24 protein-coding genes and 1 riboswitch are annotated in these 25,554 nt (G+C 54.0%); of the genes, 2 read left to right on the top strand and 22 right to left on the bottom strand.

Annotation, left to right across the window (positions count from 1 at the left end):
* The first annotated feature begins 175 nt into the window (after positions 1–175).
* Positions 176–961, top strand: coding sequence for a siderophore-interacting protein (locus DS901_RS17350; RefSeq protein WP_258546783.1), 786 nt, complete (start codon positions 176–178; stop codon positions 959–961).
* Here the strand turns inward: DS901_RS17350 and DS901_RS17345 are convergent, their stop codons facing one another.
* From DS901_RS17345 to DS901_RS18610, 19 genes are all read right to left on the bottom strand, one after another.
* A complete protein-coding gene (locus DS901_RS17345) occupies positions 962–1,219 on the bottom strand; it encodes a hypothetical protein (protein ID WP_147249964.1) in 258 nt (85 codons plus the stop codon).
* 38 nt (positions 1,220–1,257) lie between these two features.
* Complete coding sequence (locus tag DS901_RS17340; RefSeq protein ID WP_113778188.1) at positions 1,258–2,160, bottom strand: OmpA family protein; 903 nt, start codon at positions 2,158–2,160, stop codon at positions 1,258–1,260.
* A 172-nt stretch (positions 2,161–2,332) separates the two neighbouring features.
* Positions 2,333–2,974: a hypothetical protein gene (locus DS901_RS17335; protein WP_258546782.1), complete on the bottom strand. Its 642-nt coding sequence runs from the start codon at positions 2,972–2,974 to the stop codon at positions 2,333–2,335.
* Between the two features lie 11 nt (positions 2,975–2,985).
* Complete coding sequence (locus DS901_RS17330; protein WP_113778186.1) at positions 2,986–5,229, bottom strand: xanthine dehydrogenase family protein molybdopterin-binding subunit; 2,244 nt, start codon at positions 5,227–5,229, stop codon at positions 2,986–2,988.
* Positions 5,230–5,232: 3 nt separating this feature from the next.
* Positions 5,233–5,697 (bottom strand): (2Fe-2S)-binding protein, encoded by a 465-nt coding sequence (locus DS901_RS17325; RefSeq protein ID WP_113778185.1) that lies wholly within the window; start codon positions 5,695–5,697, stop codon positions 5,233–5,235.
* A gap of 76 nt (positions 5,698–5,773) precedes the next feature.
* On the bottom strand, positions 5,774–6,823 hold the full coding sequence (locus tag DS901_RS17320; RefSeq protein WP_404932357.1) for a FecCD family ABC transporter permease: 1,050 nt from the start codon (positions 6,821–6,823) through the stop codon (positions 5,774–5,776).
* A 6-nt stretch (positions 6,824–6,829) separates the two neighbouring features.
* Complete coding sequence (locus DS901_RS17315; protein ID WP_113778184.1) at positions 6,830–7,765, bottom strand: ABC transporter substrate-binding protein; 936 nt, start codon at positions 7,763–7,765, stop codon at positions 6,830–6,832.
* Positions 7,762–8,562 (bottom strand): ABC transporter ATP-binding protein, encoded by an 801-nt coding sequence (locus DS901_RS17310; protein ID WP_113778183.1) that lies wholly within the window; start codon positions 8,560–8,562, stop codon positions 7,762–7,764. Before DS901_RS17310 ends, DS901_RS17315 begins: the two co-directional genes overlap by 4 nt.
* A gap of 372 nt (positions 8,563–8,934) precedes the next feature.
* Positions 8,935–9,150: riboswitch (cobalamin riboswitch) on the bottom strand.
* 40 nt (positions 9,151–9,190) lie between these two features.
* Entirely contained in the window at positions 9,191–10,117 is a 927-nt protein-coding gene (locus DS901_RS17305; RefSeq protein WP_113778182.1) for an energy transducer TonB, read from the bottom strand.
* Positions 10,114–10,506: an ExbD/TolR family protein gene (locus DS901_RS17300; protein ID WP_113778181.1), complete on the bottom strand. Its 393-nt coding sequence runs from the start codon at positions 10,504–10,506 to the stop codon at positions 10,114–10,116. The genes DS901_RS17305 and DS901_RS17300 overlap by 4 nt, the downstream gene beginning before the upstream one ends.
* Positions 10,507–10,509: 3 nt before the next feature.
* Positions 10,510–10,896 (bottom strand): biopolymer transporter ExbD, encoded by a 387-nt coding sequence (locus DS901_RS17295; RefSeq protein ID WP_113778180.1) that lies wholly within the window; start codon positions 10,894–10,896, stop codon positions 10,510–10,512.
* A gap of 6 nt (positions 10,897–10,902) precedes the next feature.
* Positions 10,903–11,508: a MotA/TolQ/ExbB proton channel family protein gene (locus tag DS901_RS17290; protein ID WP_309472541.1), complete on the bottom strand. Its 606-nt coding sequence runs from the start codon at positions 11,506–11,508 to the stop codon at positions 10,903–10,905.
* 5 nt (positions 11,509–11,513) lie between these two features.
* A complete protein-coding gene (locus tag DS901_RS17285; protein WP_258546781.1) occupies positions 11,514–11,963 on the bottom strand; it encodes a hypothetical protein in 450 nt (149 codons plus the stop codon).
* Positions 11,964–13,550, bottom strand: a complete 1,587-nt coding sequence (locus DS901_RS17280) for a TonB-dependent receptor domain-containing protein (RefSeq protein ID WP_113778179.1) — start codon at positions 13,548–13,550, stop codon at positions 11,964–11,966.
* A 200-nt stretch (positions 13,551–13,750) separates the two neighbouring features.
* Positions 13,751–15,727 (bottom strand): TonB-dependent receptor plug domain-containing protein, encoded by a 1,977-nt coding sequence (locus DS901_RS17275; protein ID WP_113778178.1) that lies wholly within the window; start codon positions 15,725–15,727, stop codon positions 13,751–13,753.
* Positions 15,728–15,887: 160 nt separating this feature from the next.
* The gene (locus DS901_RS17270) at positions 15,888–16,640 is read right to left on the bottom strand and encodes a SagB/ThcOx family dehydrogenase (RefSeq protein WP_113778177.1); all 753 of its coding nucleotides are present in this window, start codon (positions 16,638–16,640) and stop codon (positions 15,888–15,890) included.
* A gap of 3 nt (positions 16,641–16,643) precedes the next feature.
* Positions 16,644–17,942 (bottom strand): YcaO-like family protein, encoded by a 1,299-nt coding sequence (locus tag DS901_RS17265; protein ID WP_113778176.1) that lies wholly within the window; start codon positions 17,940–17,942, stop codon positions 16,644–16,646.
* Complete coding sequence (locus DS901_RS17260; RefSeq protein WP_113778175.1) at positions 17,939–19,048, bottom strand: TOMM precursor leader peptide-binding protein; 1,110 nt, start codon at positions 19,046–19,048, stop codon at positions 17,939–17,941. The genes DS901_RS17265 and DS901_RS17260 overlap by 4 nt, the downstream gene beginning before the upstream one ends.
* Before the next feature lie 109 nt (positions 19,049–19,157).
* Complete coding sequence (locus tag DS901_RS18610; RefSeq protein ID WP_147249963.1) at positions 19,158–19,664, bottom strand: hypothetical protein; 507 nt, start codon at positions 19,662–19,664, stop codon at positions 19,158–19,160.
* Positions 19,665–19,912: 248 nt separating this feature from the next.
* Here DS901_RS18610 and DS901_RS17250 point away from each other — a divergent pair, with 248 nt between their 5' ends.
* The gene (locus tag DS901_RS17250) at positions 19,913–23,245 is read left to right on the top strand and encodes an ATP-binding protein (protein WP_258546780.1); all 3,333 of its coding nucleotides are present in this window, start codon (positions 19,913–19,915) and stop codon (positions 23,243–23,245) included.
* A 29-nt stretch (positions 23,246–23,274) separates the two neighbouring features.
* Here DS901_RS17250 and DS901_RS17245 read toward each other — a convergent pair whose 3' ends face one another.
* The 3 genes from DS901_RS17245 to DS901_RS17235 form a co-directional block, all read right to left on the bottom strand.
* Positions 23,275–23,997 (bottom strand): hypothetical protein, encoded by a 723-nt coding sequence (locus DS901_RS17245; protein WP_113778172.1) that lies wholly within the window; start codon positions 23,995–23,997, stop codon positions 23,275–23,277.
* Between the two features lie 26 nt (positions 23,998–24,023).
* Entirely contained in the window at positions 24,024–24,458 is a 435-nt protein-coding gene (locus tag DS901_RS17240) for a hypothetical protein (protein WP_147249962.1), read from the bottom strand.
* Between the two features lie 132 nt (positions 24,459–24,590).
* Positions 24,591–25,547 (bottom strand): Gfo/Idh/MocA family protein, encoded by a 957-nt coding sequence (locus tag DS901_RS17235; RefSeq protein WP_258546779.1) that lies wholly within the window; start codon positions 25,545–25,547, stop codon positions 24,591–24,593.
* Positions 25,548–25,554 lie beyond the last annotated feature (7 nt).

Genomic DNA, 25,554 nt, shown 5'->3' with positions numbered 1-25,554 from the left:
GAAATGATAAATCCGCCAACTGTTCTCGATACCTAGGTAAACAGCTTGCAAAAACGTTGCAAGTTCATCACCCGGTGCCTCTTTTCTTTTCTGATAAAATCTGTCAGTTATTGAGGGCCAAGCCGAGTGCTTGGAAAAACTGGAACGTAACCCAGCCCATCAAGAAAGAACACCAATGACCACGCCTCCCAAGCGCACCCCGCGCATTATGCATGTTTCTGCAAAGACATGGATTACTCCAAATATGATCCGGGTCACCTGTACGTCTGATTGGATGCAAGGTCTTGAGGCCGGGATCGAAGGCGCACATTTTAAGTTGTTTATCCCTGAAATTGACCAAGCCAAAGATGCATTTGTAAATCAGCTGGCAGAAGGCCCACGACCCACGGTGCGCACCTATACGATTCGTCATCTGCGCCCTGAATTGAAGGAAATTGATATCGATTTCGTCGATCACGGTGATGCCGGGCCTGCATCCGCTTGGGCGCGGCGTTGTGTGGTTGGGGATGTCGCAGGATTTGCAGGGCCTGGCCCAATCAAGCTGAAGGAATTCTATGCCGACACTTATGTGATCGCGGCTGACATGTCGGCTTTACCCGTTGCGGCCGCAACCCTTGAAGCGATGCCGCGTGATGCGGCAGGGTTGGCCTTTTTGGAGATCACATCAGATGAAGATCGCCAAGAAGTGGACGCACCGGACGGGGTTGCTGTGCACTGGCTCACCCACCCTGATCCGCATCAGCCGGTGACGCAGTGCATCGATCGCATTGCATCGCTGCCGGATTTTGCGGGCCGGGTTCAAACATGCATCGCCGGGGAAAGCGGCATGATCAAAGCCCTACGTGCGGAAATTATCAACCGGCGCGGCGTACCCAAAGAAGATACTTATATCTCTGGGTACTGGAAAATTGGGCTGATCGAAGACGAACATCAAGCAGACAAACGCGTCAATTCAGGATAGCTACTGGGGCTTCTGTTCCGCCGATTTCAGGCGTTTTGTTAGGTTCTCTTTTTCGCGTGCAAGAGCTGTGATTTTGGTCTCGAGCAGGTCGCGCTCATTGCGTGCCTGGTCAAGACGCTCCATCCAATATTCCGTTTCCGTCGATTGCGCATCAGCCTGATCTGTGTTGCCGAACTTCCAAAGAAGCCAGCCCAAAGCAAGGCCCAAAACAAACGTGGCTGAAAGGTAGAGAAGTATTTGGATCATAGGAGTAAACATGGGTTTTCCAAACTAAAAATAGCGTTGTTGAGCAGGGGTTAACCCTGCTTCCAATCAAAGATAATCCGTTGATTTTGGGTTTTCTCTTCGTCCGTGCTAGGCTCTCGGTCGCCAAAACCAACCGGGCGCATGGCCTGCGTCGGCACGCCGCGCTCTGCGAGGAAATCAACGACGGCTGTGGCCTGCGCATCGCTCAGCAACAGGTTGCTCGCAAAATCATCCGCGCCATCAGTGTGCCCCTCAACCCCTAGCATCAGACCATCGCCCGCGCAGTCAATTGCAACCATCGCGATTTGTTCAAGCAGCAAGACAGAATCCTCGGTGAAAGTGCTGCCAGATTCAAAACTGACCCGCGTGTCCGCAAGCAGCGCATCTGTCTGTTCCTGACAGGCCGTCACGACGCTCATACCTGACGGGTCTGCACTTGCCATCAGGTCGGAAATCACATCGTCGCGCTTCTCGAGTGTATCGCTGAGGTCCGTGTTTTCGCTTGTCAAAGCCGATACCTGACTTTCAAGTTCCGCAATCGCGCTTGCCACGTCAGTTGTGCTTTCAGCCTCAAGCAGTTGCGCGACCTGCTCTTGCGCCGTAACAAGTTCTGAATCCGACTGGGCCAAGCGCGTTTCGAGATCAGTGATCCGCTGGGTCACGTCGGCGTTTTCGCTTTCAAGGGACTCAATTGTCTCTAGCGACGCGGCCGCATCGTGCGTTTGCGCCTCTAAAGCCGTCATGCGGTCAGTCAGGTCACCGTTTGCAGCCACCAAAGCAAGATTTTCGGCCGATTGTTCATCAAACGCCGTGCGCGCAGCTTCAAGCGCATCGCTTTCGGCTTGCAACGCCTCTGATAGGTCAGGATTGTCAGACAACGGCAACGTCTGCGTAGCCGCAAAAACGGTGAGCCCCGTCAATGCGGCAACGCCCGCCACTAGAACCAATTTCATTCTATAACTCCCAATTTACTAACGTTCGTAGAACGCGCAAGGACGTGGCCCGTTGATGATTCACAAACCCACGTCATTTAAGGAGCGTCTATTATCGAAGAACTTGGCCAAAGTGTGACTGACCGCACGTCTAAGGGTGATCGGTGCGGTGAATAACACAAAAATAATCAACTTAATTTGTATCTACGGGGCAGGGTTGACCGGCGACGCCCCAGATCAAAACGTCGTCCACATGCGCTTGTAATGAATAAGGTGCTGGATCGCGCCCGCCGCCGGGGTTCCAGCCCCACAGCACAAAACCGAAATGCCCAGCGTCATCAACTAAATGTTCTGCAAGCCCCATCCAATCACGGCCACCGTTCCGGTCAGGGTCTGACAATTGGGCGCAGATCTCGGCAGGGGTTTTGCCAAACCATTCGAATTCAACTGGTGCTAGCTGCCAATCCAACCCAGCACGCGGTGGGGCATGCGGCGCGCTGCGTAGATCTGCGGATGTGCGGTGACAGGACGAACAGATCAAAGTTTCGACACCAATTCGGCTTTGGCCAGCGTTGATATTCATCCCATGTGGCCGCGCAGGGCCCGCACTGTCCCCATACCACATCGGAACATTATCTGGCCCCGTATGGCAATTGGCGCAACGCGGATGGCTAACGACCTCGTAGACGCGATCAAACGCGGCAAGCCCCTCAGCCGGCGTCACAGAGCCAGCCGCAGGCGCAGAAATTGTCGCAGGTGTATCACCATCAGCCCAAGATATCGTGCCAAGAATACACACAAAAACAGGCATAAAAATACGGAATAGAGACTGCATTTGTCGGCTCCTTAGACGAAATCAATATGTTTATTGAACGGCAACTCCCGTATCCGCTGCCCGGTCGCCGCAAAAATCGCATTGCCCAACGCCGGGGCCGCTGGGGGAACGGGCGGTTCACCAAAACCTTTGATTTTTGGATTGTTCTCTAGCGCGGTGAAATTGACCTTGGGCGCTTGATAAAGCCGCATCGCCTCGTGGTCATGATAGTTGCTTTGCTGCGCCATCCCATCCGAATAAGTGATTTCGCAATTCATCGCGTGTCCCAAACCAAACAGCGTGCCGCCCTGCGCAAGGTTTTCAAGGTTCACAGGATCGATCACCTGACCAACATCAGCCGCAACCCAAACTTCATCCAAACGGATACCGCGATCTGTTTGCGTGACCTCAACAACCGTTGCGACGGGAACCCCAAAGGAAAACACATAGGCAACGCCGCGCCCGCGCCCGGTGCCCAAGTCATGCCCATTCCAGCCACACATTTCGCCCACGGTTTCGAGCACTTTGACCGATACTTCATGCCCCATCAGGCGAATGCGTTCCATCAGCGGGTCAGCACCCGCCGCATGGATCGTTTCATCAAGTAGCGTGTCATAGATAAACCCGTTTGGTGCCGCACCAACCGACCGCCATGACGATACGGGCGCAAGCCCGGTTTCCTTATAGGACCTTACCCGGATATTGGGCAGATTCAGGTTGGGGTAATCCCACGCCCCTTCATGCAATTGCGTATCCGGGCCGGGTAGGCTGAATCCCATGCGCGACATTTGCGAGGTCATCACCGATTGCCCCGCGATCTGCACATCAAGCGCGGTGACTTTGCCGTTTTCGTGCTTGCCAATGCCGCGCCCCATGGTGATATGGCGCGGGAAATCATGGGCGAAATCTTCTTCGCGCGAATAGGTCATTTTGACAGGTGTGCCGCGCATTTTTACGGCAATTTCAGCAGCTTGTTTCAGGTAATCGAATTCCAGCCGATGCCCAAAGCTGCCGCCAATGAACTGATTGTGTAAATGCACGTTGTCGCCGTCCATACCTGTGATTTCGGCCACCATATCTACTGCGAACATTTGCAATTGGTGCCCGGTCCAGACGTCAACGCGGTCATCAGACACAAGAATCGTGGCGTTCAACGGCTCTAACGGCGCATGGGCGACGTATGGGGATCGGTATTCCGCGATCACCTCTGCACCAAGCGCTGCGTCAACATCGCCAACATTGCGGGCTTCGGCGTTCAGCCTATCATCCGTGAAACTCGCCGAAAGCGCAGCCCAATGCGCGTCTTGTTCTGGCGGGTAGGTCGCTTTGCGCCATTCACAGGTAACCGCATTGGCAGCGTGAATGGCGGTCCACGTGTTATTGGCGACAACGGCGATGCCGCCGGTGATCTCAAAGACGTCTGTAATACCGTCCATTGCAAGCGCCGCAGTGGCATCAAAGCTGATCAATGCGCCGCCTTGACGGGGGTTCACCTTGACCGTCGCAAACAGCATCCCCTCCGTTTTGTAATCGATGCCGTAAGGCAAGGTGCCCGTTGACTTGGCAACAATATCAACCCGTTCCATCGGTTTGCCCAGAATGCGCCATTGCGATGGATCGCGTAGCGCTACATTTGTCACGGGCTCTATTTGGGCAGCGGTAGCGGCAAGCGATGTGTAGGTTAGCGCCGTGCCGTCGGGTAGCCAGACCGCCCCATTTTCTGTTCGCAAATCTTCAATTGGCACGCCAGCCTGTTGCGATGCTGCGGCTTTAAGCGTTTCACGCGCAACCGCCCCGGCTTCGCGTAATTTATCGTAACTGTCAGGCATGGCAGAGGACCCGCCAGTTCCCATGATCGGCAAGGCAGCACGCACGACACCGCCTACAAAGCGCCGCGCCCCTTCGGCGACTTTCCCATAATCATATTGCGGAAACGGCACCATGGCGGCAGTAAGCGCGCCATTCATATAGGCTTTGTCAGGTGTGCCGAAACTGATCTCTACCTGATCCAGCTCAATATCTAATTCTTCGGCAATCAAGGCCGCTTGCGCCGAAAAGACGCCTTGGCCCTTATCGGCGTGCGGCGCAATGAGCGTTATTTTCTCAGCGTCGATAATGACCCAAGGGTTAAAGCTCGCGGCACCCTCTGGTAGCTCTGCAAGGTTCGGATTTTCAAACGGCGCTTTGGCTCGGTAGACGCCAAAGGCGACACCGCCAGCAACCGCAGATGATCCGACCAAAAACGTGCGGCGGGTGAGCGTGCGTAATTTACCCATGGATCAGGCCCCCTGCTTTTGAATGGCAAGCCGGACCGCTTCGCGGATGCGCGGATAGGTCCCGCAGCGACACAGGTTCCCCGACATCACGTCATCGATTTCATCGTCGCTTGGGCTTGGGTTGTCAGAGAGCATCGACACGGCCTGCATGATTTGCCCCGACTGGCAGTAGCCACATTGCGCAACCTGCGTTTCGATCCATGCTTCTTGCACCGGATGCGGCGTGTCGGGGGTGCCTAAACCTTCAATCGTGGTGATTTCAGCCCCATCTAATTCGTAGGCGCGCACCTGACAGGATCGCACGGCAATCCCATCCAGATGCACGGTACAGGCGCCGCATTGCGCAATGCCACAGCCGTATTTTGTGCCCATCAGCCCGATTTTGTCGCGAAGTATCCACAACAGCGGCATATCCTCTGGGACATCCACAGATCGCACTGTGCCGTTCACGGTAAAGCTTGCTTGCATGGTGGTCTTTGCCCCTAACTGACTGTATCCTGTGTATAGGCTACACACTAACGGGAAGAAATCCACTCGGCGCTTTTTAGGTCCGTCGTCGCAGCAGCCAGACAAAGAAAAGCCCGCCGATCAACCCAGTGACGATCCCAATCGGCATATCGTCTGGGGCCATGATCGTGCGCGCGATAATGTCCGCCCAGACAAGAAATACTGCACCACACAGCGCTGAAATAGGCAAAAGCCGCCGATAATCACCGCCCACCAAAAGGCGCACGATATGCGGAACCATAAGACCAACAAATCCAATAATTCCCGAAAACGCGACCATGACCCCGGTGATCAAAGCCCCGATCACAAAGATCGTTAGCCGAAATCGCGCAACCGGAATACCCAATGTCGTCGCGGTTTCATCACCGATGGTCATCGCGTTGAGCGTATCGGATTTAAGCCACAGATATGCCCCGCAACCAAATAGGATCACCGCCGGGTAGATCAGCTGATCCCATTGAGCGAGACCAAGCCCCCCCAACATCCAAAATACCACGGTATGCGTGGCCCTTGGATCGCCAAGAAAGATCAACACATTAGCTGCAGACATCACGATGAACGACACAGCAACACCCGCAAGCACCAATCGATCAGCGCTGGTCGCCGATGCAAATTGGGAGACGGCCAGAACAATCAATGTTGCCCCAAGCGAGCCTGCGAAGGCCAAGAGCGGCACCGTTAGCAAGCCAATAAACAACCCCGTATGCAGCAGCGCCAAAATCGCGCCGAATGCCCCGCCAGCCGAGATCCCCAGCAAATGTGGATCAGCAAGCGGATTGCGTGTGACGGCTTGAAGGCTTGCACCGACCATCGCCAAACCCGCACCGACAAGGCTCGCGAGGATCGCCCGTGGGAACCGAATATCCCACACAATCGCTTCGCGTCCGCGTGACCAGTCCCGAGGCAATGTGTCTGGGGCGATCTTGTTAATTAAAATGCCCCAAACCGTTTCAAGGGGGATAGCAACTGCCCCGACGCTCACAGCGATCGCGAATGATACCAAAAGGGTCGAAATCCCAATGGCCCCAACAACCCACAACCCGTAAGGTTGGGATCGTTTGGCGGGCGATTGCTGTGGCGTCATCATGTCAAATCACTCGGCGCGGAATGCCGCGGCAAGCGTTTTGATGGCGGCGATATTGCGTGGCCCAGGTGTCGCTTCGACATATTCAAGCACAACAAAGCGGTCGTTGCGCACTGCGTCGATATCCGCAAAGGCAGGATTCGACATCATGAATGCGCGTTTCTGGTCCGCTGTGACTTCGCCATAGTTCACGATCACGATGACTTCGGGGTTACGTTCGACCACGGCTTCCCAGCCAATTGTTGCCCAGCTTTTATCAAGGTCATTCATAATGTTGGTCCCGCCAGCCGCTTCGATCAGCGCGTTTGGCATGGCGTATTGACCCGCCGTAAACGGCACATCTTCGCCGCTGTCATAGATAAAGACCCGTGGGGCTTCGTCCAAAATGGGTTGATCGGATAGAAAGTCTTCAAGATCGATCTGGTAGTTTTCGATCAAGACCTCTGCGCGATTTGAAACATCAAAGATCGCACCGAGATTGCGCAGATCGTTGTACATATCGTCCATAGAGGCCGCGTCTTTTTCACCGATGTGAATGCAGCTTTCGGTCAGCTCATAAACTTGAATGCCGAAAGGTTCCAATGTTTCGGGCGTCACTTCGCCGCCGACCCTCATGCCATAGTTCCAACCGGCAAAGAAGAAATCAGCGTCAGCGCCAATCAGCACTTCTTTGGATGGGTACTGTGATGACAGTTCGGGCAGTTCTTCAATGCCGGCGGTCATGTTTTCATCCAGCGTTTTCCAGCCCGAAATACCTGTGTAGCCGACCATGCGATCCGCAAGCCCAAGCACCAGCATCATTTCAGTCAGGTTAACGTCATTGGAAATTGCCGCCTGTGGCGGCGCGTCAAATGTGACTTCGCGGTTGCAGCTTTGCACCGTCGTTTGTGCCGCTGCGGCGCCAGCAATGGCAAGTGCTGCCAAAGTGGTCAGAGTGAGTTTCATGATCTTGGTCCTGTTTCGTTGGGAAGTGAAAATGAAAAATGGGATGCCCCGCTAGCGGCAAGCTGTTCGCGCTGCGCAGCAACCCGAAAGGTGTGAGAGACAAGGCTGTCGGTCAAAAGCGTTTGCGGTGGGCCAAACCCTTGTGGTTGCCCGTCTTTGAGCACCAGAACATCGTCGCACACCCCGGCCGCCATATTGAGATCATGTAAAGACACCACGATGGTCAGGCCAAGATTTTGGATGAGTGATACCACCTCTAGCTGGTGACGCACATCCAGATGGTTTGTCGGCTCATCGAGGATTAATACCTGCGGTTCTTGGGCCAAGGCCCGCGCGACCATCACCCGTTGCCGTTCACCTCCTGACAAAGTGCCGAAATTGCGGTCAGCAAACGGATGCAGGCTGAGCTTTTCCAAGACCGTGTTTACGATCCGCTCATCGCCTGCCCCAGATGCTGCAAAACCGGACCGGTGCGGTGTGCGGCCAAGGCGGACAATTTCGCGGACGGTCAGCCCAAAGGCAGAGGCCTGTTCTTGCAACACCGCAGAAATCTGTTTTGCGCAATCACGCGCGTTCATTGCCCAGATGTCTTGACCCCCAACGCACACGTTGCCCGTTTGCGGTTTTTGGAACCGGTATAAAAGCCGCAATAGGGTCGATTTACCCGCACCATTCGGCCCGACCACGCCCAACACGCGCCCCGCATCCACACTGAATGAGGTGGGGTGCAGCACTGGCAGATCCGATTTATGAGGCGCCCAACTTACCCCATTTACGGCAAGACTAGCCGATTTCATAATGGCCGAAGTTGATTTTTGTGAATTGCATGGAACGTCTCCGGTTCAACATCTAAACGCACGTGTAATACTATAACAATGTGTATCTGTTGCAATTGGCAATATGCGACGGTTCCGAATTATACCGTTTATAAAAACAACATACTCGACGGCCTCAATAAAACGGGTAACACACTCAAATAAAACGGCTAATTCTCGACCGATCTGAAGGGCAGTCGCAGGTAAATGGCCGCTAAGGCTTTGACGCACGTTCATAACGCCCTCTGCGCATATGCAGGGCGCGGGGCAGACATGTTTTAAAGCACGGGGGTTTCCGTGTTGCCATCATGATCTCCGATCCAGACGCCCCGTCTGGGTTGAGTTGCAGAAACGGCTCAATGCCGCCTGATGGCAGGTCTCCTGACTTGCGGGTCAGCGTTTTCCCGAACCTTCCCGAGCCAAGGCTCAGTGGTGTTCATCGGGGTCACTCACCGCTCACAGTTGCGGGGGCAGTTACGGATTCAGCGCGTTGTCGCTCTTCCTCACCGTATTCCCTTTTCATTCCGACCGCATATTCGGCGGTTGGAAACCATCGCGGGTTTTTTGAAAGGTTTACGGTGGGGCGTCAAGGTTTAAAAACTATTTAGCGCTAACGCCATTCGATCGGGATTGTAAATGATGTCGCCGCCCCTGCGGGCGGGGCAGGAAACGGGGCAGAGCGACGGATGTGGTTCACGGCGGCGCTGTCTAAGCTTGCGTTCCCAGAGCTTTGTGCGATCCCTATCGATCCAATTTGCCCAGATGCTGCAACGCGAAACTGAACAATTGCCGTTCCGCGTGCGCGTATTCTTTCCTGCCGCGTGCGACTGATCTTGCGCATGACGGCGTTGCCATAGTTTGCAGCTGCTTCACGAGCGGCTTGGATGGCGATTTCGTCAACTTGTTGCCCTTGACCACTTTGTTGGGATTGCTGGCTAACCTGTTGGGTTCCGATCGTAGACCCGCGTCGGGCGTCTTGGTTAGCGTTTCCTGACGCAACGGTTTGGCCAAGATCGCTTGGGCGCTGGGTAGGTCGAACCGTTGCAAGGCTCGCGTCGTTGACTTGCACATCAGGCAGGGCCTCTAACCGATCTGGTTGCGATGTTGTAACCTCGACCGGTTCTATCGTGCTCAGTGTGGTTGGAATAGCGGCAGGGGCTGCTGACGCTGTCGATGGGGTTACTGCGGCAAGTATATCAACGGTGCCAGATGTGACCTCGATCGGGTCCAAGATGGGTGCATCCGAGGTTTGGGCCTCGTCTGTTGTTTCTGTTGTCTCTGGCTGCAGGGATTGGGTCGGTTGGGCGAGCGCTGGGCTTTCGGTCTGTTCCGCTTCTACCGCATCGATGACCTCTGGGGTGGTTTCTGGGCTGCCCATCACCATATCGGCAAAATTGTTCCCGTATGAAACAAGTGCAGCGGGCGGACTAGCGGCTGACAGCGTTGTATCGGGTACAGCAATGGCCTGCATTGATCCAATATGAACACCCAAAGAGACCAACAAAAAGATTAATGCAGAGACGCGCGGCGACATCATTCAAGCCCCCGTTCAGTGACAATCCAGACCGAAGTTGCGCCCGCTGCCCGCAATTCCCCGACCCGTTCCATCAACAGGTTCGCCGGCACAGCGCGATCCGCAACCAACCGAATATCGCGTCCGTTTTCGCCCGTTTCAGATGCGGCAATAGCCTGTTCAACCGTCACGGCTTCACCGCGCAAGTACAGCGTCCCATCTTCGCGCAGGACTGCCGTATTCGGCGGCGCGCGCCCGTCCAGTTCATCCGTCGCAATTAGCTTAATTTCATCATCCAGCGTCGGCGCAAGCGCACCCGCAATCATAAAAAAAATGAGCATCAAAAAGACGATGTTGATCAGCGCGATTGTTGGCTCTGATTGCGCGCGACGAGGCTTGGCTGATAGGGGCATCAGTTACTCCAATACAACAACGGTCAGGTCGGGATACGCCGCCAAAACGACAAGTAGATCAACAAGCCGTTGGGACGTGACAGTATCATCTGGGGCGACCAAAAGCTGTTGTCCTTCTTTGATTTCCATTTGAGAAATCTGTGCGCTTAATTCGTCAATCGCATGGGATTTCCCATTCAATTCGATCTGTTCTTCGAAAAGGCGTACAAACAGGAGTGGCGTTTCTGCCGATGCAGCCCCTTGGCCAGCAGATGCGCCTGTCAATGGAATTTCAGCAAACCGGGTAAAGGTTGAGCTGAGCATGAAAAACAACAGCAATAAAAAGATCACGTCGATCAATGACGTCATCGAGATGTGTTTTCGACGTGTTTTTGCACCACTGATTGCCATGATAATCTACGCAGAACGTGCTGCAAATTTTGATTCAATCGCGCTTTCAGCAAGCACCCGTTCGCGCGCGACACGGCTATCAAAAAATGTCAGCACAAGCGACGTCGGCATTGCGACAGCAAGTCCCGCGGCCGTGGTGAGAAGCGCAACCCAGATACCACCGGCGAGCAAGGACGGATCGACCGAATTGCCTGCTTCTTGCAGGGCCTGAAACGCGTTGATCATACCCAAAACAGTCCCGAACAAACCTAAAAGCGGGGCTATTTGCGCGATACTATCCAGAATACGAAAACCAGATTCAAGCCGCGCCAAATGGGCACTTGCCTTGGCTTCGACGCGTGTTTTTGGCCCGTTGACCTGCCGCGTTTTCAGGACATCCGCCAATGCGTTTTTGCTTTTCGAGAGGGCTTGCGCGGCGTTGTCTTCATCGCCAGCATCCCACGCAGTAATGGCTTGGGAAATCTGTACATTCCGTCCCACGCCGAGGCGCGTAAATTGCCAAAGTTTCCACAAAATGACCGCCAGCGACAACACGGACAGAGCCATCATTAAGACGACAACGGGCCCACCCAATTCGTAGATTGCGCTTATTTGGGCCTTCACAAGTTCCACAATATTCAACCTAGAATCTCCACATCAATACGGGACGGAAATTGCAGTGCCTGTATGCAGGTTTGTGCATCGAGTGCGTTGCCAGAGCATTCCGCAACCCCGTTGATCAGAACCTGCCCAAGATCGACACAGGCCAAAGCTGGCACATTGAATTGACGCACGCGTGGTGTGCCAGAGGGAACATCCCGCATATCAAAAAGGGTCAGGCGATTGACCGCCCCGTCTTTGGTTAGCAGCACTGTTTCGAACACCAGCGTCGCGATGTCCGACTCCAAGGTATTGCGCAGCATAAAGGTTAACTGACAAGCACCTTCGTGTTGCTGGATTTGGTTCATTTCAACGGAAATTGAGGGGGCTGCTTGGGCAGCCCCCTCTTGTCCAAGGAGCATATCTGGCGTCACCACGAGGGAAGCAGCAGCCAAAGCAGGTCCAAGTTTGGAAAGTTTTGTATTCATCTAAAACTCAAATGTACGGGCCAAGCTAATTTCACATGACCGGCCTTCGCCCGGATCTCCGGCCAGTGAATTTTCGTATTGGGTGTCGAGAACATTGTTGACGCGCAGGCCCGCTTTGATGCCTTGCAGGGCACCCTGTTGGGGGCTCCAGTCAAAAAATAGATCGTGAACTGCGTAGCTGGCATAATCGTCGCCCGCGCCATAGCTAATTTCGTCGAAGAAGCCGTCATTCCAGCCGTATTCAATGCCACGGGTATGATCGCGGCCACCAACCGTCAGGTTCAAGTTGCGTACTGGAATAGAAGTCAGCGTTTCGCCAGTTGATAGGTCTTCGCCGCGCACATCGGAATATGCAGCGCGCATAAACATGCGATCCGCTTCGAATGCGACCTCGAACTCGAGCCCGTAAATCTTTGATGAATCAATGTTTTCATAATAGGGCGTTCCAGCAGTGCTATCGAGCGCAATTAGATCATCAATTTCTGAATAGAAGAACGTCGCTTTTACATCCATCGCGTTCGCACCGCCGAACAGATCACGATATGAAGCGCTGACGCCGAATTCCGCACTGTTTGCGGTTTCAGTGGTCAGGTCGAGACTATACATCTCGCCATCGCTATCATCATACGAGAAAATCTCGTCGATTGTTGGCGCGCGCTCGGTGTGCGCAAGGGACCCAAAGACCGCATAAGTGTCGTTGATTTCATAGTGCGCCGCCAATTTGGGAGACACAGCAACCTCGTCCGCATCGGTAGACCCCAAATCGCTAGAGGCTTCGAGGGCAATGAAATCTGCGCGCATACCGGGGGTGATTGTCAGGCGATCATTGAAGATGAATTCACCTTGGGCGTAGACGCCAATTTTGTCGTCTGTGCCCTCTGGATGATAGCCCAGATCGCCTGCAACAGTTGTTGCAACACGTTCAAGGTGCGATAACTGTACACCTTTCGTGATATATGCGTCGTAGGTTGCACCACCAAGTGTTGCTGTGTTTTCGCCTTTTAGGCTTGTTGTTTCGTAGCCGTATTCTGAATCGCAGAACAATGATGCCGAGACGCAAGGCCCATACGGAGTGGATGAATCCGATTGCTCAACTTGCGTGCTCGCATAGCTTAATACGACATCTAGATCGATAAGGTCATTCCCCAAGACAGGGTTTTCATACCGAATGGCAAGCGTATCATCGATGATTTCCCGATCAACTGTTCCAAACCCTGAGGTGCCGGTTTGCGAATATTCCGTATCATCAAGATCACTGTCCCAACGGGTATATGACATCGTCAATGCCTGCGCACCGTCATCACCAAAGGTCAGACGCGATTTAACAAGTCCGGAAACAGCATCAAATTTGGACCCCGCAATCTCATTTCCGTCCCCGTCGGAATAGTTCCCTGCGGTTCGGTAGTTCAGAGCAAATAGCGTTTCAAAGTTCTCAGTGAGCCGTTTTGCGTGATCCAATATCCATTCAATGGGTATCCTATTCGCGACATATGCCGCATCTAGAATTTCAAGCGCATTGACCCGCTGCCGTGTTACCTGAGGATATGGGCCAGGTGTGAAGTCTGTATCAGGTCTACTTTTTTGCATCCTGTTGCCCCTGCGTATGGGTGTGTCTGTCTTTGGAACTGACTGTCGATGCAGCAGGCTCAGCTATTTTCTTAGTGAAATAGTCAGAATTGTCAATCCACGCTAAGAACGTACCTGCAAAAGCTAGGTTTTCAATGTATTTCCGGCGCGAGTTGTGCCCTTCTCGTACCATTATGGTGCAAAAAGGGCGTTCGTTTGGTTTAGAACGTCAGTTCTGCAGAAAATCTTAGGGATTGGCCTGTTTCATAGAGCGGCTCGACAGTATCGAAATCCTGCCCGTACGTTGCCCGCGCAACATATTGCTCATCAAACAGGTTGTTGATCTCCGCACGCAGGCTGAGCCCTTCGATACTTTCCGGTTCGTATTCAACGAATGTGTTTACAACCGTATATCCAGCAATCGTTACGCCCGAAGCAGCACCGCTATAGTCAAGCGCGATTTCGGCATCCCCACCAAATACAACGCCATTTGCGAATTCATGTGCTGTCTGCAAGGAGATGATCTCGCCCATCGGAATTGTCAGGTAGTTCCCGGTGTAGGAATCTGCGGCCGCGTCATTCACTTCTGTCTCGATATTTGCGTATCCGATCCGGAAGAAACCGCTATCCCAATTTGTTGAGAACCCAATTTCATAGCCAGTCGATGAAACATCTGCCGTCAATGCAGGGCCGCCGCCCCAAGAAGCTGCGCGTGAATTATCGATATCTGTTGAGAATACTTTACCGTCGATGACCCATCTGCCAGTTGCGTAAGTCGCAGCAACATATAGGTTTTCAGAAGTGACATCTTCGATGTCGTCGGTTGAATAGTCCCATGCCGAGTTCATGATGTAGTTTTCAGCGAGCGCGATTCCGCCCCAAACCTGTGAATACCCCGCGCCAATGGTCAGACGGTCGTTCAGATCAACCTCGCCCGAGGCATTGAAAGAAAGGCCTTCGGTCGATTGGGTTGATCCATCAATACCAGTGAAGTCTTGAAAATCGGCACGAAACCCAGCTGACAGGCGCATCCGTTCTGTCGGCTCAAGGCGAAGCTGTGCAAACAGCCCAACATTCACCAGTTCTTCTTGCCCAACGTCATCGTAAGATGGGTAGAGCGCGTAGAGGAATTCGTATGACGCCTCATCACTAAAGAAGTCGATGCCGACGTTCACGTCGCCATTTGTCAGAACGAATTTATTTGAAATCTCACCGTTCAGGCTCGTGGTTTCACCATATGCGTATTGTTCTGTAGACAGGTCATATTCGTCATTGATCAGTTCCGTGCCACTGTATGACAAGCGAATGTAAGGATCCCAAAGCCCTGTCGCGCGGGTGTTCGTGTATTCAAGGCTATAGTTTGTGCGCGTCAGATCATAGGTCCGCGTTTCTGGCACAGGTCGTCCACCGATGATTGTGCCAATATTTGCACGGTAGGGCCGCGCGGCGTCATCGCCGATATCCTCCATCGAGAATTCAAAACGGTGACCTTCTTCGCTTTCATATGCGACCTTACCTAACAGGCTCAGCAGTTCCGTGCTGGAACCCACGATCTCGTCGCCGTTACCATCGAAACGATTGTCACCCGTCGCGTAGCGTGCGAACGCAAGCACTTCGAGTCCGCCTTCGCGGCCAAGTAGCGTCAGGCTGTTGGTAAGGATGTCACCGTTAGATGCATATTCAAGTTTGTATGCACCGCCAAAATTGTCGCCTGCATCCAATAGATCCGCAACATCACGTGTTTCATAGTCGAGCGCACCAGCAAGCGCGCCAGGGCCTGCATCTGCGGGGGCTACGCCGGGATCAATGCTGACTGCTTGTAGCAGAGACGGATCAATCAGGGTCGTTGTGTTGTGGTGGAACACACGGTTGTTTTGGCGCGCGCCATCAATCGAAATCGCGAGGTTGTTTTCTTCGATGCCGTTGACATACAGTTTTTGTGACATCGGAATAGAACTACCGACAGCCAGCGTTGGTTCTGCCACAAAAAGTTCTGATAGATCGGCTGGATTCGCGAGTGCAAGACCCTCGCTGGTGACGGATACACCGTCCTCTGCTTCTGGGTTTAATGCCGTAGATAGCAAAATGCGGCCCAGCATAAATGGCGCGTCAGACGAATTTGCTGTTGTATCTTGCGCAGAAAGGCTGGCAGGCCCCATGCCAAGTAAAATACAGGTCGTTAATCTTAGGTGTTTCATTACTCATTCCCCTAGGTGGTAAATTAGGGGGCTGAGCGAATGCATAGCTGCCTTGGTCTAGGTTCCCATTCCATTAATGCGGGTTTACCCACAAGAGGGAGAAGGCGTGCAAATTGGCAATCGTTGCAAACCTGCGACAGTGTATTTTAGAGAAATGTAGCTAATCGCTATGCGCTGCGGCCCCGAGTCCGACCGCGTAGATGATCGCCTCTTTCTGGCCGTCCAAACCAATGAGATCATTCAGCACGCTATCGGAATATCCGCCTAAGCAGAGGCTTGATAGCGCCATATCTGTCGCGGCTAAACACAGGTTTTGGGTGACGTGCCCCGCTTCGATCAGGATATAGCGATACCCGCGTGGCCCGTATTTGCGCTGCGTCCGCGCGAAAACGGCCCCAATGCACAAAACAACTGGTGCTTGGGCGACAAATGACCACGTCAAGAACGCCTTACACGCCTGATTTTCCCATGGTCCCTCGTGCATGATCTCAAGATCGTCGGCCTTGCTGTCGTAGTGGTAAATCCCCTTGGCAAGCCCATCGACGTTTCGAACCAGCGCATAAATCTCTAGCGGATACAACCCGCCCGCCGATGGCACCGGACGCCGCAGGGCTTGCATGCCACCCTCCATTTTATCGGGCCCAAGCGTTTTATACCCGGCGCGCAGCAATGCCGCGAAATCGTGCAAGGCAAGCGGCGTATCAGCAAAGGTGCGTGTTGATCTGCGTGCGGCGGCAAGCTGATCAATGGTACCAGCAGCTGTATCCGGCAAGGCAATGCGCGCAGTCTGGGGGTCGTTTTTGGTCTCTTGCGAAAACGGCGCGTTGGGTCGCTGATTTTCATTAACCCACGGTTCTGAATTCAGGTGAAACAGGCGCGAAAGACCGGTGGTATCGTTGACGTCACTGCTCATATGCTAGGCCAATGGATGCGGGCATGGGTTAAGCCCGGCTTTGGTCAGCGGGGTGTCCCGCAAACCCCAAGTCACTGGCGCATCGTACAGACGCGCGCCGCCAAACCGGCCTTGGTCGTGTCCAAAGTGGATCGGCTGCATCCCTGTCGCGATCACCCGCACAACCCGTGGCCCAAGCGGCGCAATATCGGGCGCCGTAATATCGGCATAGGCCACACGTGCGCCTGTTTTCACGGCGGCGTCTACTGTTAACGTAAGCGCCTCTTGGTTTGTCGCGTATGATGGTCGTGGCATGTCGTCTAACGTTACGGTTGCGCCCGTTTGCGTCAGAAAATCAAATTCACCCGCGTTTGCAGGGATTGCGTGAAAAAGCGGATGGTCATCAATGCTTTGCACATCCTTATAGGATTTTAACCGGGTCTGATAATCGTTCCCATGCATCCGCGCGGCCATTCCTGGGCGCAATTGGCACAGCTCAAACATTGCTTTATCAACGGCCCCGGCCGGATCGAGATCACAGCCTAACCCGACCAGACGGTAGCCTGTCGGCTCTTCGGCGATAGCCATGATCACATAGGGGGCTTGATCGGTATATAGCGACAAGAGTCTAACTTTGACCCCGAACCGATCATAATGGCGAATGATTTGCGCGGCGTTACAACCGCTTTGCGGTGTTGCAATTGTGGTGGCCGGGAGCCGGTTCAACCACGTGATCATAAACGCATCGCGCTCGATCACCTCGTTCAGCCCTCCCAAAATCGCGTGGGGCAAATCCCGGCCCGCAGCCAACCCATTTGACGTGACAGCGGTGAAATAATCCGCTGGATTGGGCGGCGGACCCACCAAATAAACCAGCGAAGCGGGCATATCGACCGCAGCGCCAGGGGGGAGCTCCGTTCCCTTGATCCAGCTCGTTTGGTTTGTCCGCGACCACGGTTGATAGGGCAACCCGGCAGCGTATTGATCGGCAGAATACAGCACGGATTCCGCTGGGGTAATCGCAGTGTCCGACGCTGGCCCGACATGCAGGCGTGCTGGGTCCCAGTGAAAGGCCGAATAGCGTTCCATCGCTTCGCCCAGGGCTGCAAGTTTCGCAGCTTCTTCGGTCAACCCTTTGCCCCCGGTGAGGCGCATCGCGAGCGGCACAGTCTGAAAATTGTAATTTGTGAGTGTCGCGTTCCACAGATGCGGCGGGCTGGGTTCTTCGGGGCCACGTGCTTGCGGGGATAGGTCGGTTACGATCCCGCAACGGCGGCTCACCAGTGCCTCGGTCAGCTTTGCGGCATCAACGCGATCATTCATTGCGTACTGTCCTGATTACCACTGCAAACGGGGCAGCCGGGCTTGCGCAAAACCATGTGCTTTTCCATCCGCAGGCCGGGCAAACCAACCACGATAAAGCGCCCGTCAAGGTTCGGGGCACTGGCCCCGGTCAGCCATGTCAAAGCTTCGACGGATAGCATGCCGCCAACAATATCCGCAGAGGGTGCAAGGTTTTCGCGCCGCCCAGACAGGTCTGTGCGCAGGCGGTCAAGATATTGTTCAACGGCAAATCGCGATTGCGGGTTCGCTGCCCCTGCAATTTCGCGCAGCCGCCAACACATATAGCAAGGCGCGTTTGCGCTGTGGAAAAAACCGGGTCCGATGACAAGTTCGGTGCCTTCAAGAGATGCGGCAATCCACGGCACCCGCGATTCACGGCATGCAAGGTTGAGCAGAAGCGCGAGGTTCAGTTCCCCCGATTCAACGCAGCATAGCACCAGCGACGCGCCCTCCACGTGCTGCTTCATCGCGGTGACATCGGCAGGGCGCGAGCCAATGGCGGTCAACGTGGTCGTGCTATCGTTTTGTGCCAGCGCCGATGCCAGCGTTTCTGCGCGGTTTTCGCCAATGTCGTCGGGCTTGTAGATGCCAGAAAAATATAGATCAGCCGTGGCAACAGGTGCAGGATCGACAATTGTCAGCTTGCCAATACCCGCCGCGATCATCGCCCGTGCGGTTATTGCCCCATGTGATCCGGCCCCCACGATCACCACATGCGCATCAGTCAATTTGCGCTGGGCGGCGCGGCCTTCGGGGGCGGCTTCGCCAAGCCAACCAAGTTGTGGTACACGGCCCGGTTGATGGCCGTCGCCTTCCACCACAATCCCCTGCGCAGCAAGCATATTGAGTGATGCTACAACATCATCCTTTTGAAACACATGCGCGACTTTTTCACATATCTGGTCAACGGTGTGCGCACCGGTCAGCAGCGGTAATACACTGTCTTCGAAAGCTTGAAACGACTTACCCTTCAGCGTCAAGCTACGCCGCCACGACACTATCCGAAAGACGTCGTCATCACTCGTGCGTGCCGGGTCTGTCCAATGCAAAAAACACGCTGGCAGCATAGGTTTGTGAAGCTGCATTTATTTCTTGCCCCGTATCAAATCTTTTAGGCCTAGAATGAACAGCGCCTCACATATTTTGGCCCGCTGAAATCAGCAGGCCAAGTTTGATGCAATACGGCGATGAAGATTAATCGTCGTCTGATTTTTTATCGCCAGCGGGACCTGTAGCGGGCATGCAAGCACCCATACACGCGCCAGCGGCAGGCATACATGCCCCCATACAAGCGTTGGCAGATGTCATACATGCCCCGGCACCCATGCATGCGCCAGAGGCAGGCATGCAGGCCATGTTCATACATGCACCTACAGAAGAGGTCATACACGCGCCCGATCCCATACATGCGCCAGCTGCCGGCATGCACGCTCCTGATGTCATACATGCCCCGGCACCCATGCATGCGCCAGAGGCAGGCATGCAAGCCGTGTTCATACACGCGCCAGACCCCATGCAAGCGCCTGCGGCAGGCATACACGCCCCCATGCACGCGTTCGCAGATGTCATACATGCTCCCAATGCGGCAGCAACCTTGTGGTATGCTGCAAGCTCTGCTTCGCTGAAGTTTCCGCAGCCTAACTTGTCTTCCAGATCGGAGACACGCATCTCAAGGCTTTTTGTATCGTTGTTATCAGTCATAATGGTTCCCAAAAAATTACTTTGTTGGGCAAAGCCTTGCACAAATTAACGTTTTGGTCAAACTCTCAAGGCGGTTGATTTCGCAACAATGCATCACGATCGTTCGCATTTTGAAGGTGCCGCCAATTCTTGACCGCGAGCCCCATCAGAAACTAGTTTGCGTGTCTTCCATGTGTTAGGAAACCGAGAGAAACTTAGAAAATGGCCTATGTGGGTAAGACCAATAGCGCTTTGGGGAATTGACCGCGGTGTCAGGCATTGAAAATTGGTTGGCTGACATTGGCCTTCAGAGATATGCAAAGGTCTTTGAAGAGGCCGAGATCGATGTCGACACCTTGCCTGAACTGCTTGAAGAAGATCTCAAAGAACTTGGCCTACCCTTAGGTCCTCGCCGGAAAATCTGGGGCGCGATCACACGGGCCGTCGCGGCTAGTCAACCTGATATATTACGCGAAGACGCCAAAATGCCGCTTGCCGCTACCGCTGAGCGGAGGCATCTGACCGTTATGTTCGTTGATCTTGTTGGGTCGACTGAAATGGTCATGCGGTTGGACGCCGAAGATATGCGCGAGGTCATCACGCAGTATCAGCAAGCCGTTGCGAGCGTCGTCGACGCATATGCTGGGTTTGTTGCCACTCTTTTGGGGGATGGAATGCTGTGCTATTTCGGCTGGCCCCATGCAAACGAAGACGACACAGACAGGGCAGTGCGCGCGGGTTTGGCGGTTATTGAGGCAACTCAACAAATCACCACCCCGGATGGTGCGGCGCTTGCGTCGCGGGTAGGCATTGCGTCCGGGGTCGTTGTTGTGGGCGACCTAACCGGCGGCGGCGCTCGGCAAGAGGCTGCAGCGATCGGAGAAACCCCCAATTTGGCAGCGCGATTGCAATCAGTGGCGGAACCCAATCAGCTGGTGATACCTGGTGAAATGCTGCCGCTTTTGGGCGCAACTTTCAAAATTACGTCGCTTGGCGCACATGACCTGAAGGGAATTGGTCGCCCGATTGAGGCGTTTGTGGTGGACGGCGAAACCAGCGCGAAAAGTAGGTTTGAAGCGCGCAGAACCGGATCGCTGATCCCAATTGTGGGGCGCGAAAACGAGATTGAAACCGTCTTGAACCGCTGGGCACAGGCGCAGACTGGACAGGGCCAAATGATCCTGTTGAGCGGTGAGGCTGGTATCGGCAAATCACGTACCGTCCAAGCTGTTATGGACGCGAGCCTAGCAGATGATCACACGCGGCTGATATATCAATGCTCTCCGTATCACACAGAAAGTGCATTTTATCCATTTGTTCAACAGCTTAGCGACGCAGCGCGGTTCACAACAGAGGACACCACCGAAGATCGGCTCGATAAGATCGAAGCGCTCTTTAACGGGTCGCCGGCGATCCATGGGGTGATAGCGCTTCTTCTTGGGCTCGACGGAAGCACGCGCTATGGCAAAACCGACGGAACACCGGCGCAGCAACGTGCCCACATGATGCAGGCTTTGGTCGAAATACTGCTGCGTATGGCCCGAAGAAAGCCGGTGCTACTGGTTTTTGAAGACTTGCATTGGATTGATCCAACATCGCTAGAGCTGTTGGATTTTATTCTTGCAGCGCTGCCGGGCCAACGCATTCTGATCCTGGCTACCGCCCGCCCCCCGTTCGATCATGATTTTGGTCCCGTTCCCAATATCACGCGTCTACAGCTTAACCGCCTGACCAAGGGAATGACCTACGCAATTGTTGCTAAGCTAACTGGCGAGAAACCCCTGCCAGAAAAGATCATGAATATCATCGTGCGCCGCACTGATGGCGTGCCCTTGTTTATTGAAGAACTTACAAAGACCATTCTTGAATCCGGGGCGCTCACGGAAGGTGAAAGTGGCTATCTGGTCAACGATTCACTTGGCGATTTTGCTATACCTGCGACGCTCCAAGACAGTTTGATGGCGCGGCTTGATCGTCTGGCTCCAATCAAAGAAATTGCGCAAATCGCCGCCTGCGTCGGGCGCGTGTTCAGCCATCAATTGATGACCAAAATCTGCGAAATTCCTGAGGTTGAATTAGACGACGCGTTCGACCAGTTGGTTGCCGCCGAGCTGATCCATCAACACGGGGTCGCCCCGCAGGTGCAATATATATTCAAACACGCGTTGGTGCGCGACGCAGCCTATGAAAGTCTGGTCAAAGAACGCCGAACTGTGTTTCATAAACGTATTCTTGCGGCACTCGAGGCAGAACCAGACACCGCCCCCGAGCTTTTAGCGACCCACGCAGAAGCTGCGCGGCTCACTGATCGCGCCATCACGCTCTGGCAGGCGGCGGGGAAGGCCGCCATTTCGCGCCCAGCCTATAAAGAAGGCGAGACACACCTACGCCGCGCGATCGCGTTGAATGCGCCTAAGGTCGCGACCGACGATAAGGCAGCTTTGGCAACCGCGATTGCGCTTAAAGTGCAGTTGTTTGTGGCGCTTTCTCCTGGCAAAGGCCTCTGGTCAGACGAGGCCGTCGCAACACTCGAAGAAGCATTGGATATGGCCGACAAAGTTGGCGAAACACCCCTGCGTGGAGATATTATCTATGGCCTTCTGATGAGCAGCTATTTCCGAGGCCGACTTGAAACGAGCATTGCCCGTGCGGATGAGCTTAAGGGATTGGCCGAAGTATCCGGGGACACCGCGCAACTTCTGGTCGCGAAAAGGTTAGCCGCAATTGGGCGCCTTAAGATGGGACGCTTTATTGAGTCCCAACCTTATCTCGACGAGGCCGAAGCACTGAGCGAACAAGTCGCGAGCGAAAACCTTGCGGCCCGTTTTGGTCATGACCCGATTGTTGGGCTGCAAATCTATCAATCACTTGGGGCGACGTTTCGCGGCCAAACCCAACGTGCCAACATCTATCGGAAGAATGCAGAAGATCGCGCACGGATCATCGGGCATACGAACACGACCTGTGCGATGCTTGGCCTTTTTGTAATTTGCGCCCATGTGGCGAATGATGTCACCGCCGAAAGGCGTCACTTAAGCATCTTGCGACCGCTGATTAATGAGCACAACGTCGCGTCCTCGCATCTGTGGGCCGAGGCGACATATGCTTTGCTTCGGATGGCCGACGGAGACGCTTTAGGGCTTGATGCTTTCCGCATAACCGAAGCAAAAATGCTCGATGTCGGCATTCGCCTACTTGTCCCGGGTAATCGTGTGGTCGCCGCGCGCCGTGCGCTGGCGCTTGGCCTCGTGAAGGATGCTAAAGCGCTCGCGGATGACGCCGAAAACATGATGAACGAAACCGGAGAGAAAAGCTGGTTGCCCGATTTACACCGCTTGCGCGCAGGCTTTGCGATTGCAGAGCACGATATGGGCCGCGCAGAAGATCACCTTAAAGCGGCGATTAGCTTGGCGCAGCTCGGTGGCGGTACGCTTTGGGAAATTCGCGCAGCAATCGATCTGGCCAAACTTTATCACAGTGCTGGGCGCAATGGTGAAGTTAGCCAAGTGATTGCGCCCCTATTTGATTTGGTGCTACCGGGCGACTGCCCGCTGGAAATGCAGGCCGCAACACAATTGAAGCAAATGCTCGCTACGGCCTAAACGACAGTACACTTAGGCTAACCCCGCTGCTAAGGCTGGTCGCGCAGTGTTGTGACATCGATCCCTTCTGCGATCATCCCACCCGCAATCGCGCAGCCAATCATCGTCTCAAGATACAGTTGTGCGTTGGTTTCGTCCGTCGCAGAGATCCGCACCAAAACGTCGCCAAACAGGACGCTCCCATCCATGTTGCTGACCGGATAGTTATAGGGACCGGGCACATACATGGACTCGCGCATCGTGGGTTCGCCGTACATCATGTTCCACAGAACCACATTATCTACAGATGCGCTGAGCGAGATAGACACACTGTCTTCGCTGCCAAAAAACGCAGGGTCATTTGTCGGAACATCCGCGTCAAAAGTCACGAGACCAAATTCGGCACGCTTATCCTCGATGGGGTTTTGGGTAAACGGGGCGTCACTGCGCACCCCCCAACCATCTAATGGGGGCGGGATCAAACTGATCAGATCCGTACAGGCCTCATAGGGCCAAGTTACATTTTGTAGGATCGGGTCGGACCTCACAAAATCATTATAGTCGCCCGAAAATGCCGCAAATCTGTCCTGTTGTTCTTGTTGTGCTGCGTCCCAGCGCAGCTTGATTTCATCCATCGCGGTTTGGGCGTTTTCAGCCGCATAAGGCTCCGACATCAAGGGTTGGGCTAAAACGTCTTGGGCGAACGTTGGTGTTGCCAAAAATAGAATTGAAAACGCGCTACGTGACGCGTGGAAGAAATGTTGCATAATCATAAAAATGGTTCCCGTGTTATGTTTTCTTAAGGACAAATTTCTGCAAAAGGGTCGTTGCCGCGTGCACAAAGCTGCCGCTCACCAATAGCATCAAGACGCCAACCGACTGGGTCCATTTGTGTATCCCAAATATAAACGGCACGTGTCAGAATGCTTTTTACGGCGTCGTCTTCGACCGGTACTTCAAAATCGACGACCATAGTTTGCAGGCCGATTTCGCACCAAGTTTTCGAAAATGCGGAAATTTCCTCGCTGATAACTTGGTCCACAAAACTGCTTTCGACGGTGGATGTTGCGCGGGTTGCAATTGGGTCAGGAAGGTCCACAAAAATCATTGCGTCCAAAGAAGAAAAACCCGCAAGACGGTCTGGTGTTGTCAAATGACATGGCGCTTGTGCGGCGGCTGTGGTTGCGGCCATGCATAAGAACGCCGCGAAAGCGGCAAGGCGTGATGTATTCATGCTGATTTCCAAATCCAATGTGATACGTAAAATAAATTGAGTCTACCAAATGACTGTAAGAGCCGTTAGTACATGTAGGCAACAGATTTATTCGGGTTTTGCACCTGTCGGATCAAGACTATATGGCTTTGGTTAGTCTTGAAAAGCATCAACTGTCTTGCGATCGCCAAGCATGAATGCGTCTGCGACGTGCAACAGCGGGCTGATATCGACATCAGACTTTCCGGTTTCAATCAGTTCCGCAAAGCGGTGATATAGGCCGGGGTATTCACCCACACCCGGCAAGGTTTGATCCACACCATTGATTGATAGTTTAGCCCCACCATCGGTGAGCCGCAGCAGACCTTCGGTGGTTTCAACCGTGATATTCCACGATTGCTCACCTTCTTGGCGCCAATCAAAATCAGCTGTGACCGCCATTCCAGCGGGGCCTGCGAATTTTAGGTTTGCGGCAATTGGCGTGCTGCGGTTTTTTGGAAAAAACAGCTCAGCCGCGGTCAGGTGCACCGGATTAGGCAATATTTCAGTCATGATCGAAAGCGCATTAATTCCCGGGTCAAACACACCCAAACCGCCGGGCTGCCATATCCATTCTTGGCCTGGATGCCAGCGGCGGACGTCTTCTTTCCAATCAATCTGCACCGATGTGATCTTGCGGTCGGACAACCATGCGCGTGCGGCAGCAACCCCGTCTGCATAGCGCGAATGCCATGTAGCAAACAATGTGACGCCTTTGGCCTGCGCAAGCTTTTCTAGCTTGCGCACTTCGCTCACGGTGGCACCCGGCGGCTTTTCCAGCATCGTATGCTTGCCCGCCATCAACGATTTTACTGCGATGTCGTAACGCGGAACCGGTGGAATACACAGTGACAGGGCGGGAATATCGGGATGGGCCGCCAAAAGCCCCGTGATATCGGAATAGTTTTCAATGCCGTCAACGCCGCCCGCACGGCTGGCTGTCGCCGCAAGTTCAAAGGCCTCAAGACCAGCGATGGCCGGAATATGCTGATCAACGGCGATTTTACCCACGCCAACAATCGCAATTTTTGCACCGCGCAATTCTGCGCCGGATGAACTGGTAGCTGTCACCTGGGAC

Origin of the sequence: Loktanella sp. D2R18, assembly GCF_003318235.1 — a bacterium.
Classification (GTDB): Bacteria; Pseudomonadota; Alphaproteobacteria; order Rhodobacterales; family Rhodobacteraceae; genus Yoonia.
The sequence above is the reverse complement of the archived record's forward strand: the minus strand, read 5'-3'. Positions and strand labels throughout refer to the sequence as shown.